The organism is Ignavibacteriota bacterium (genome assembly GCA_016708125.1).
Taxonomy (GTDB): Bacteria; Bacteroidota; Ignavibacteria; order Ignavibacteriales; family Melioribacteraceae.
This window is the reverse complement of the sequence record JADJGF010000001.1, coordinates 447,737-459,725: the sequence shown is the minus strand read 5'-3', so window position 1 is coordinate 459,725 and position 11,989 is coordinate 447,737. Positions and strand designations below refer to the sequence as shown.

The window sequence follows — 11,989 nt, the reverse complement described above, 5'->3', positions numbered from 1 at the left end:
TTTTATCCAATAGTTGCGTAACGTAAATTTTCCGAATAATAATCTTTCAATTTTTTCTTTATCATAAAATGTTTTGTATCTTTTAAATTATTATCTTCGGCAATAATATTGAAAGCATCTTCCTTAGCTTTAATTAAAATTTGTTGATCAGTTGTTAAATCTGCAAAAACCAAATTTGGAAATCCGCTTTGCATCTTGCCGAAAATATCTCCGGGTCCGCGCAATTTTAAATCAATTTCAGAAAGATCAAATCCGCTTGAATGTTTTACCATTGCGTTCAATCTAATTTTTGATTTATGAAAATCAATTTGCGCTTTCGATAAATAATCAAAATCAAAATTAAAACTTTTTGTCTTTGCAGATAAATCATTTTTTGTAACTAAAATACAGTATGCTTGTTTATTACTTCTTCCAACTCTTCCTCTTAATTGATGAAGCTGCGATAATCCAAATCTTTCAGCATCATTTATTATTATGATATTTGCATCGGGAATATCAATTCCAACTTCAATAACCGTCGTAGAAATCAAAACATCAAATTCCTTGTTTTTAAATTTGTGCATTGTTTCATCTTTTTCTTTCCAATTCATTCTGCCGTGAAGTAAAGCTAATTTTAAATTTTGGAGAAACGAAGTTTTTAATTTTTCGTAATAAACTTCAGCAGCTTTTAATTCCATTTTTTCAGATTCTTCAACTAACGGAAATACAATAAATGTTTGATAACCTTCTTTGCATTTATCAATTACGAAATTGTAAATTTCCGGAAGATTTTTTTCACCGCGTAAAACTGTTTTTATTACCATTCTATTTTTCGGCATTTCTTCAATAATTGATAAATCCAAATCGCCGTATAACGTCATTGTTAAAGTTCGCGGAATTGGCGTTGCGGTCATTATTAAAACATCCGGAGAAATTCCTTTGCTTATTATTTTGCTTCTATGTGCAACACCAAATCGATGCTGTTCATCAATTATTACCAAACCCACTTTTTCAAATTCCACATTTTCTTCAATCAGCGCATGAGTTCCAATTATAATATTACAGTTTCCATTTTTTATTGATTCAATAATATTTTCTTTCTCACTTTTTTTAGTTCCGCCAATTAACAATTCAATTCTTAAATTAAAAGTTTTTAATAATTCTTTAATTGTTAAAAAATGCTGTTGAGCTAAAATTTCCGTGGGCGCCATTATTACAGCTTGATAATTATTGCTTACGGCAATCAACATACTTATTACGGCAACTATAGTTTTTCCGCTTCCAACATCACCCTGAAGAAGTCTATTCATCGGTTTGGAATTTGTCATATCAAGTTTTATTTCGTGTAAAACTTTTAATTGATCTTTTGTTAATTCGAATGGAAGTTTGCTAAGAAATTTTTTGATAACATCCGAATGAATTGCAAATGAAATGCCTTTTGTGTTGGAAAGGAATTTATTTTTTCTTAATGCAACCAAAGTTTCGATGTAAAATAATTCTTCATATTTAAATCTATTTTTTGCAAGCGAAAGTATGTCCAAATTTTCCGGGTAATGAATATTTTTTACGGCATCGTTTAATTTAATTAAATTATTTTCTGAAATAATATTTTGCGGAAGTGTCTCAGAAATTAAATCAGAATAATCATCAACTGCCTGCTTGATAATTCTTCGCAAGCCGATATCGCCGATATTATTTTCTTTAAGTTCTTTTGGAATTGAATAGAAGGGAATTACCTTGCCGGTATTAACGAAATCATTAGTTTCATCAATACTGAATTTATCAAAATCGGGATGCGTAAACTGTAGATGACCATATTTTGTTAAAACCGGTTTTGAAGAAATTGCATAATGTTCATCAATTTTAAAATAAGTTTTAAAATATTTTATTCCTTTAAACCAAACGCACTCAAACAATCCGCTGTTATCTTGAAAAATAACTTTAAAAATTTGTTTCTTTCCATAATTTATAAATTCAGAATCAATAACTTTTCCAACAATTGTTACTTCTCCATCATAACCATTTACTACAAGTTGAGAAACTTTTACTGCACTCAAAATTTTGCTTCTGTCTAAATATTTTGTCGGAAAATAAAAAAGTAAATTTTCAATTGTTTTGATGCCAAGCTGATTAAATGAGTCGGCTCTTTTTGGACCAACACCGCTTAAGAATTGTATTGAATCTGATATTTGTTTGGTATGCATATTTTTTTCGGAAGGAATTTATAAAATTATTTAATGTTCCGATTTCATATCTCTTGCCATTAATTCATATGTCGCTTTTTTAGGATCTTTATCGAGAAATAGTGCGCTGTATACTGCATCAACAATTGGAGTAGCGACATTATGTTTCCTTGCTAATTCGTAAGAAGATTGACAAGTTGCAACACCTTCGGCAACCATCTGCATTGAGTTTAAAATTGCTTTCAATTTTTTACCGGCGCCAATTTGTTCACCGACATATCTGTTTCTACTGTGTTTGCTCATACAAGTTACAATCAAATCCCCAACTCCGGAAAGCCCGGAAAAAGTTTCTGGTCGTGCACCCATTTCAATTCCAATTCTGGAAATTTCTGCAATTCCTCTTGTCATAATTGCGGCTTTGGTATTATCACCAAATTTTGCACCGTCAACCATTCCAGCCCCAATTGCAATAACATTTTTTAATGCGCCGCCAAGTTCAACGCCAATAATATCTGTAGAATAATAAACTCTAAAATAGGATGTAGTAAATGCGGCTTGAATTTGCTGTGCAGTTTCTAAATCAGTTGAGGCAGATACTACAGCAGTAGGAATTTTTAACGCAACTTCCTCCGCATGACTTGGACCGGAAAGTACACCAATATTTTTATCTTCAATTGAGGGAATTTCATCTTTAATAATTTGCGAGACTGTATATAATGTTTTTTGTTCGATACCTTTTGCAACACTTATAAATGTTGTATCGCCGAAATCAAAATTTTTAATACTTTTTAAAACACCTCTTATAAATTGAGAGGGAATTGCAAGAACAATCATATGTTGATTTAAGCAGCCGTCTTTAAGAGAATTTGTAATTAATATTTCTTTAGGGATTTTAATTTTAGGAAGATAAATTTTGTTTTCTCTGGTCCTTTTTAATGTTTTATAGTAACCTCTTTTATATTCCCAAAGAGTAACATCATGACCATTGGATTGGAGAATAATTGCAAGAGCTGTTCCCCAGCTTCCTGCACCTAATACTGAAATACGCATTAATTATTTATTCTTTTTTTTGAAGAGTGAAATTTTATTTTCACTTCCATTTATTAATCTTTCTAAATTTGCTCTGTGTGTGTAAATTACGAGCAAAGCCAATGCAATAACAAAAGGCAGAATATTATGATAACTTGGAATATCAACACCAAAAATATTTTCTCTAATAATCATGATTAACGGAACCGAAACTGCAGCAGACATTGAAGCTAACGAAATATATTTTGAGAAATATACAACTAACGCAAAAACACCCAATGCCATAATCATATCTAAAGTTACAATTGAAACTAAAACTCCTAATCCGGTTGCAATGCCTTTGCCACCTTTGAATCCGGCGAATATAGTCCAGATATGACCGATAACAGCGGAAATTCCCGCAATAATTTGAATTAATGTAAAGTCATCAAAAGGAGTGTTATTTGAAAAAGGGAAATTGCCAAAATATAATCTTGATATAAACACAACAGCAATTACACCTTTGAATGCATCTAATATAATTGTAAGAATTCCATATTTTTTTCCAAGAACGCGAGAAACATTTGTACCGCCGGCATTTCCGCTTCCAAAATTGCGAATATCAACACCTTTAACAAGTTTGGATAAAATTATGCTTATCGGTATTGATCCAACTAAATATGATAAAACAATTATAAATAGAAGATTTGGCATATTCTCCTCAAAAATTTATTCAAGATATTGAATAATAGATATATTTTCAATGATAAAAATTATTATTTAAACTTAAAATGAACTTATGAAATATTTTCAATCAATTTTTTTACAATATCAAGATCTGAATTTTCTGTTATTTTAAAATTTGTAAATTCACCATTAACAATTTTTACATCAAAACCAGCATTTTTAACCAACATTGATTCATCCGTAGCTGTAAAATTATTCTTCCTCGCAATTTCAAATGCATCGAGAATAATTTTGTATCTAAAAATCTGCGGCGTTTGTGCATAATAAATTTTTGATCTATCTTTATAATTTTTTACAAATTCATTTCCGCTGATCAATGTATCTCTTGCTTTTATTGCAACAACAATACTATCGAATTTCTGAGCTTCATTTAAAGAAGTTAGTAAAAGTTTTGTTGATAAAAGCGGGCGAGCAGCATCATGTACAAGAATTAAATCATCATCATTAAATTTTTTTGAAATTAATCCATTATAAACTGAATCTTGTCTTTCTTTTCCGCCTTCAATAATTTTTGTGACTTTTGTAAAATTATATTTTTCTTTAAGTTCAAATAAAAGATTAAAATAATTTTTATCAGCGGGAATAATTATTTCATCAATATTATCACAGTTTTGAAAAATTTCAAGTGTGTAAACAATAATCTCTTTCCCCAAAACCTTAACATACTGTTTCGGAATTGGGGAATTAAATCTTGAGCCAGAGCCGGCAGAAGGAATTATTGCTACGTTGCTCATTATAAAATTAACATTGCATCACCATAACTTAAAAATCTATACTTTTCTTTCATGGCTTTTTTATAGTTTTTCATAACTTCATCATAACCACCAAAGGCTGCTGCGAGCATTAACAAAGTTGATTCCGGTTGATGGAAATTGGTGATAAGTTTTTTGGTTATTTTAAATTCGTATGGAGGAAAAATAAATTTATCTGTCCAGCCATAGTTTGGTTTTACAAATCCTTCTGCTGTAACACTGCTTTCTAAAGCTCTGGTTGCGCTTGTTCCAACGACGAAAATATTTTTCTTTGCTTTCAAAGCTTCGTTAATTGTTAAAGCAGTTTCATCGGGAATTTCAAAATATTCAGAATCCATTTTATGTTTTGTTAAATCTTCAACTTCAACTGGTCTAAAAGTTCCCAATCCAATATGAAGCGTAACCGATACAATTTTAATTCCTTTTTTCTTCACCTTTTTTATTAAATCAGAAGTGAAATGTAAACCGGCAGTTGGTGCAGCAACCGAGCCGTCTGTTTCAGCAAAAAGTGTTTGATAATCTTCACGATCTGATTTTTCTGTTGGACGTTTAATGTATGGCGGTAGCGGAGTTTGTCCAATTTTCTCAATTGCTTTATAAATATCATCTCCATCGTAATTAATTCTTACGGTTCTGCCGCGCGAAGTTGTGTTATCAATTACTTCGCACCAAAGTTTATCATTAAAATAAATTCGGTTTCCAATTCTTACTTTTCTTGCCGGATCAACAATAACATCCCAAATTTTTTCTTCTCTGTTTAATTCACGCAAAACAAAAACTTCAATTTTAGCATTTGTTCGTTCTTTCTGTCCGAACAATCTTGCTTGCATGACTTTTGTATTGTTTACAACAAGAACATCGCCCTTTGACATAAAATCCACAACGTCGGTAAATTTTTTATGCTCAACATTTGTTGTTCCTCTTTGAAAAACCATCATCTTTGCACTGTCTCTTGGCTTAACTGGATATCTGGCAACTGAAGGTTTTGGCAAAGTATATTTAAAATCAGATAATTTCATTTATTCTCCTATATCATAAAATTATTGCTAATTAATTATGAATAATAATTTTAGTTTATTAAAAACACTAACCAAACTTTTAACAGCTTGGTTAGTAAATTTTAAATTAATTAGCATTTATTTTCTTAGTGCAGCTCTTGCCGCAGCTAATCTTGCAATTGGAACTCTAAATGGTGAACAGCTAACGTAATTTAATCCGGTTCTATGGAAAAATTCTACAGATTCAGGTTCTCCGCCGTGTTCGCCGCAAATACCTACTTTAAGATTTTTATTTGTTTTTCTACCTTTTTGAGTTCCGATTTGAACTAATTGACCAACACCATTTTGATCAAGGCTTTCAAATGGATCACGAGGTAAAATTTCTCTATCAACATAAAGTGGTAAGAATTTACCGGCATCGTCTCTTGATAATCCAAAAGTAGTTTGTGTTAAATCATTTGTTCCAAAACTGAAGAACTGAGCAACTTTTGCAATTTCATCGGCAATCAATGCAGCTCTTGGTAATTCAATCATTGTACCAACTAAATATTCTACTTTTTTTCCTTTTTCTTTGAATACGTCAGCGGCAACTTTTCTTACAATTGCTTCTTGTAATTTTAATTCTTCAAGAGTTGCAACAAGCGGAATCATAATTTCCGGTTTAACTTTTATACCCTTTTTAGCAACATCTACTGCAGCTTCAAATATTGCACGAGCTTGCATTTCTGTAATTTCCGGGAAACTAATTCCTAATCTGCAGCCTCTAAATCCAAGCATAGGATTGAATTCTGCTAAAGATTCCATTTTGGTTTTTAATTTCTCAACTGTAACTTTTAGAGCATCGGCAACTTCTTTTTGTTCTTTTTCTGAATGCGGTAAAAATTCATGCAGTGGTGGATCTAAAGTTCTAATTGTTACCGGTTTACCTTTCATCACTTCAAAAATTTCTGAGAAATCTTTTCTTTGTAGAGGTAATAATTTTTCGAGTGCATTTTTTCTTCCAGCTTCAGTTTCAGCAAGAATCATTTCTCTTACGGCAAGAATTCTATCACCGCCAAAGAACATGTGTTCTGTGCGACAAAGTCCAATACCTTCTGCACCAAACGAGATTGCGTTAGCTGCTTGATCTGGTTGATCGGCATTTGTTCTAACTCCAAGTGTTCTTGTAGAATCTGCCCAGCTCATTAAATCTTTGTATGTTCTAAATACTTTAGATTTGCTTGGATCCATTTCTTTTGTGATTAAAACTTGTACAACTTCAGAAGGTTTTGTTTGAATTTCTCCTTGAATTACTTCACCGGTTGAACCATCGATGGAAATATATTCACCTTCTTTAACTACTAAATCTGAATTAGCAACTTTCAATGTTCCCTTTTTATAATCGATTTCCAAAGCACCGCAGCCCGCAACACAAACTTTACCCATTTGTCGTGCAACCAATGCAGCATGTGATGTCATTCCGCCTTTAGCAGTTAATATACCTTCGCTTGCGTTCATTCCTTTAATATCTTCGGGAGAAGTTTCAATTCTTACAAGAATAACTTTGTCGCCTTTCTTTGCCATTTCTTCTGCATCTTGAGCTGAGAAAGCAATTTTTCCGGCTGCAGCACCCGGACCAGCATTTAATCCTTTTGCTAATAATTTACCTTGCGAAATTGCTTGAGTTTTTTGTTTAGTATCAAAAATTGGTCTTAACAATTGATTTAATTGTTCCGGATCAATTCTTAGTAAAGCATCATTTTTAGAAATTAATTTTTCTCTAACCATATCAACCGCAATTTGAACAGCAGCAAATCCAGTACGTTTACCAACTCTTGCTTGAAGCATCCACAATTTACCTTGCTGAATTGTGAATTCAATATCCATCATATCTTTGTAGTGTTTTTCAAGTTTCTTTCTAATGTCATCCAATTGTTTGTAAACTTTTGCATTATCTTTCTTTAACTCAGAAATTTTATGTGGAGTTCTAATTCCGGCAACAACATCTTCACCTTGAGCATTAAATAGATATTCACCATAAAATAAATTTTCACCCGAAGCTGGATCGCGAGTAAATGCAACACCGGTTCCGGAATCTTCACCCATATTTCCAAATACCATTGATTGTACGTTTACTGCAGTTCCCCAGCTTGCCGGAATACTATTTAATTTTCTGTAAACGATAGCTCTTTCATTCATCCATGAACTAAATACTGCACCAACTGCTCCCCATAATTGTTTCATAGGATCTGTTGGAAAATCGTGTCCGGTAATTTTTTTTATTTCAGATTTAAATTCTGCAACTAACTCTTTTAATTGTTCTGCAGTTAGATCTGTATCTTTTACAATATTATTATCAGATTTCTTTTTTTCAAGAATAACTTCAAATGGATCATGATCATGTTTATCTTTTGGCTTTAAACCTAACACAACATCGCCGTACATTTGAACAAATCTTCTATATGAATCATAAGCGAATCGTGGATTATTTGTACGAGCAATTAATGCCTCAACTGTAACATCATTTAATCCTAAGTTCAAAATTGTATCCATCATTCCGGGCATTGAAGCTCTTGCGCCGCTTCTTACTGAAAGCAATAATGGATTTTTTTTATCACCAAATTTTGCTCCCATTTCTTTTTCAATTTTTGCAAGATTTGTTAGAACTTGAGATTCTAATTCTTTTGGATATTTTCTCTTATTGTCATAATAATAAGTGCACACTTCAGTTGTAATTGTAAAGCCAGCCGGAACAGGTAATCCGATATTTACCATTTCAGCAAGATTTGCACCTTTACCGCCAAGCAAACCTTTCATTTCAGCTTTACCATCAGCTTTTTTACCACCGAAGAAATAAACGAATTTTGAATTTTGTTTCTTTGCCATTAGTTTTCCTCGAATCTATTTGTTTGAATAATTAGTTAAATATTTTTGAATCTATTTTTTCAAAAAATCTTTTTTCTTCTTCTACTTTTAATTCAATTTTTAGGAAATATATATCAATGTCATCCAATTCTTTATTAAACTCCATAAGTTTAACTGCATCTTTTTGTGTTGTTAAAACTGAATGAGAGTTTGTACTGTAAAAATCTTTTCGTATTTGTTCAATTTCTTTTATCGAATATTCTTTGTGATCAGTAAAAATAATTTTGTTTTTGATGTTAATATTATTTTCTTCCAAAACTCTTAAAAATGAAAACGGTCTGGCAATTCCGCAAACAACTAAACTATTTTGACCTTCAAATTCATCCAGTCTATATTTTTTATTTGTCTTAACATCATATATTCCTTCAACTTGATAGGACGAATAAAAAACATCTTTATCAGAAAAATGATTTTTGAGTTTTGTTGGAATATTAATTTTTGGAGAAAATTTTCTGTTGATAATTATCATATCAGCACGATTTGCAGAATCAAATGATTCACGCATATTTCCAAGCGGCAATAAATTTTGTTCAATATCATTTACGCTGCTTAAAAATTTTTGATCAATAATTAATATATCCAAATCACGTTGAATCCATCTATGTTGGAATGCGTCATCTAAAACTATTGTTTCCAATTTAACGTCTTTTAAAAATCTTTGTGCACCATCAACACGTTTTTCGGCAACTGCGGCGGGCACTTTACACTCATTTGATACAAGTAAAATTTCATCACCGGATTTGCTAACTTTCATTAATGGTGAACCGTCTTTTGAAACAAGTAAATATCCTTTGCTGTTTCTTCCGTAACCTCTGCTTAATACGCCGACTTTATTATTTTTATTCTTCAAATATTTTGTTAACATAATTACAAACGGTGTTTTACCGGAACCGCCGACGGTTAAATTTCCAACCGAAATAACTTTGCAATCAACTTTTGTTTGTTTAAAAATATTTTTATCAAACAGATCATTTCTAAGATCAATAATAAATTTGTACAAAATTGTTAACGGAGATAAAATTATTCTAATAAACTTCAACAATTTTTCTCCAAATCGTTTTCTAAATCTATAAGCACATTTTCCAAAGTATTTATCATTTTATCAGTTTCATCGTAAGATAAATTTTTATCGATATAATATGGTTCCGAATATTTTATTTTCACTTCACTAAAGAAATATGGGATTTCAAATTTATCCCAACTTTTTAGTACTAATTTCTTTTTATTGAAAACACTAGTAAAAATTATTGGAACTCCACTTTTTTTTGCTGTAATTACAGCTCCGGCTTTCATTTTATAAATTGGTCCTTTTGGTCCATCCGGAGTAATTAAAACATTTTTTCCATTTTGTGCAGAAAGTATTAAACTTTCCAAAACCTCTTTTCCGCCTTTATTGCTTGAACCGCGTTGAACATCATAATTCCATTTTTCTAATATACTTGCCAAAATACTTCCATCTTTACTAATGCTAATTATTGCAGACGAATTTGTATTCCTAAACAAATACCATGGAGCGATCATTTTGCCGTGCCAAAATGCCAAAACATAATTTTGATTTTTCTCATCAAGCGATTCAATTATTTCCTTATTATGTTCAGTTATTTTCAGTGAACCGCAAAGCATGTTTACCAAAATACTTGCAAAATGTTTACCAATAAAATTCAAAGAACTTTTTTTGAGATTTCTAAAAAGCATTTAATTCCGAGTAAATAATTTCTGCAGCTTTCTTACTTGGATTTCCTTGCGTATTTAACTTTCTTTTTATTTCACTAAGATCATTTTTCAATTTGTTTAAAATTTCTTTGTCATTTAAAATAATCTTTATTGAATTAAAAATATTTTCTGGATTTACATCATTCTGAATTAATTCCTTCACAATTGTTTTTTCTGCAACAATATTTACGAGAGCAATATTTTTTATTTTGATTAAAGCTTTACCAATTAAATAAGTTAAAAAATTTGTTTTATAAACAACAATAAAAGGCGTTCCAATAATTGCTGTTTCTAAAGTTGATGTTCCCGATTTAACAATTGCAAAAGCAGAATTTTTTAATAAACTGTATGTATCATTTTTTATTACTTTGAAATTTTTCACCGTAGAAAAATTTCTAATATAATTTTCTTCAATATTATCAGCGCAAGCAACAACTATTTGAAAATTAAATTCATCGGCAATTTTTTCTGCGCCTAAAATTAAATCATTAAAGAATTCGCTTATTTCTTGTTTTCTGCTTCCGGGAAGAATTACTAAAAATTCTTTTTGATTTTCCAAATTGTACTTTTTAACTAATTCATCTTTTGTTAAAAAATTATAATTATCAATTTTACTTACCAACGGATGACCAACAAAATCCGAGTGAATTTGGTTTTCATCATACATAACTTTTTCAAAAGGGAAGAACACAATCATTCTTGATATTAAATTTTTGATTTTAGAAATTCTGCCTTTTCCCCAAGCCCAGATTTGAGGAGAGATGTAATAAATATTTTTTATTCCCAATTGATTAAAACTTTTTGCAATACTCAAATTAAATCCGGGATAGTCAATAAGAACTACTGTTTTAATATTTTCATTTTTCACATGAGTGATTAAATCATTTTTAACTTTTTTTATAAACGGCAAATGTTTTATTATTTCAAAAAAACCAAGAAAGGACATTTCACTTATGTGATGTAATTTTTTCAATCCGCTCTTGATCATTCTATCGCCGCCAATTCCGGAAATTTCTAAAGCTGGATCAATCTTTAAAAGTTCATCAATTAAAGAAGAACCGTGCAAATCTCCAGATGCTTCACCGGCAATTATCATAATTTTTTTATTCACATTAACTAAAAATAAATGTAAAAATAATTATTAAAGAAATAATTACAATTGCTTGTAATGTTCGTCGTTCTGATTTTAATCCAGCTTTCAATTTCAACGGTTGATTTTTTGTATCTTTAGTTTTATACGCAGAAATTCTTGGAAATAATTTTGGAACATTGATTTTATATTCTTCATATTTCTTACCAAAAGTTTTTGTAAGAAATTCTTCTTCTTCAGCAATTATGAAAAAATATTGAAAAATAAAAAATGCCAATGCAATTATTTGAAGATATGGAAATAACGCCATTGACATTATTCCAATTCCCAAATAGATCAAAATATTTCCGAGGTAAAGCGGATTTCTCAAGTGAGCGAATGCACCGCTAACAATTAACTGATTTGCACCAACTCCGGATGTAGTTCGTGTTGCACTTCCGGCATAAACAACTCCCCAATATCTGAAAAGTTCACCGATTACGACAACTGCAAATCCAATTAAAATACTTGCTAGTGTTGCCTTTTGAAAAATAATCATCAAAATTACAAATGGAATGGGAGTATAACTTCTGTTCTTAAATAAAATTTTTCCTAACTGTTTTGTTATTGTCATCA

The 11,989-nt window shown here is 30.7% G+C and carries 10 protein-coding genes; all 10 read right to left on the bottom strand.

Translation table 11 applies throughout. From position 1 onward, the window contains the following. Nucleotides 1–2: 2 nt before the first annotated feature. The 10 genes from recG to IPH62_02155 all read right to left on the bottom strand — a co-directional run bounded on the left by recG (nucleotide 3) and on the right by IPH62_02155 (nucleotide 11,987). A complete protein-coding gene (gene recG, locus IPH62_02200; GenBank protein ID MBK7104078.1) occupies nucleotides 3–2,183 on the bottom strand; it encodes an ATP-dependent DNA helicase RecG in 2,181 nt (726 codons plus the stop codon). Between the two features lie 30 nt (nucleotides 2,184–2,213). Continuing rightward, nucleotides 2,214–3,212: an NAD(P)H-dependent glycerol-3-phosphate dehydrogenase gene (locus tag IPH62_02195; GenBank protein ID MBK7104077.1), complete on the bottom strand. Its 999-nt coding sequence runs from the start codon at nucleotides 3,210–3,212 to the stop codon at nucleotides 2,214–2,216. A 3-nt stretch (nucleotides 3,213–3,215) separates the two neighbouring features. Continuing rightward, nucleotides 3,216–3,884, bottom strand: a complete 669-nt coding sequence (gene plsY / locus IPH62_02190; GenBank protein MBK7104076.1) for a glycerol-3-phosphate 1-O-acyltransferase PlsY — start codon at nucleotides 3,882–3,884, stop codon at nucleotides 3,216–3,218. A gap of 83 nt (nucleotides 3,885–3,967) precedes the next feature. Continuing rightward, the gene (gene ispD / locus IPH62_02185) at nucleotides 3,968–4,651 is read right to left on the bottom strand and encodes a 2-C-methyl-D-erythritol 4-phosphate cytidylyltransferase (GenBank protein MBK7104075.1); all 684 of its coding nucleotides are present in this window, start codon (nucleotides 4,649–4,651) and stop codon (nucleotides 3,968–3,970) included. After that, nucleotides 4,651–5,688 carry a tRNA preQ1(34) S-adenosylmethionine ribosyltransferase-isomerase QueA gene (gene queA / locus IPH62_02180; GenBank protein ID MBK7104074.1) on the bottom strand — a complete coding sequence of 346 codons (1,038 nt, stop codon included), beginning with the start codon at nucleotides 5,686–5,688 and terminating at the stop codon, nucleotides 4,651–4,653. Before queA ends, ispD begins: the two co-directional genes overlap by 1 nt. A gap of 117 nt (nucleotides 5,689–5,805) precedes the next feature. Then, nucleotides 5,806–8,532 (bottom strand): pyruvate, phosphate dikinase, encoded by a 2,727-nt coding sequence (locus IPH62_02175; GenBank protein MBK7104073.1) that lies wholly within the window; start codon nucleotides 8,530–8,532, stop codon nucleotides 5,806–5,808. A gap of 31 nt (nucleotides 8,533–8,563) precedes the next feature. Beyond that, nucleotides 8,564–9,613 (bottom strand): tetraacyldisaccharide 4'-kinase, encoded by a 1,050-nt coding sequence (gene lpxK, locus IPH62_02170; GenBank protein MBK7104072.1) that lies wholly within the window; start codon nucleotides 9,611–9,613, stop codon nucleotides 8,564–8,566. Next, a complete protein-coding gene (locus IPH62_02165; protein ID MBK7104071.1) occupies nucleotides 9,607–10,266 on the bottom strand; it encodes a lysophospholipid acyltransferase family protein in 660 nt (219 codons plus the stop codon). The genes lpxK and IPH62_02165 overlap by 7 nt, the downstream gene beginning before the upstream one ends. Continuing rightward, entirely contained in the window at nucleotides 10,256–11,395 is a 1,140-nt protein-coding gene (gene lpxB, locus IPH62_02160) for a lipid-A-disaccharide synthase (GenBank protein ID MBK7104070.1), read from the bottom strand. The genes IPH62_02165 and lpxB overlap by 11 nt, the downstream gene beginning before the upstream one ends. A gap of 1 nt (nucleotide 11,396) precedes the next feature. After that, entirely contained in the window at nucleotides 11,397–11,987 is a 591-nt protein-coding gene (locus IPH62_02155; protein MBK7104069.1) for an isoprenylcysteine carboxylmethyltransferase family protein, read from the bottom strand. Nucleotides 11,988–11,989: the final 2 nt, after the last annotated feature.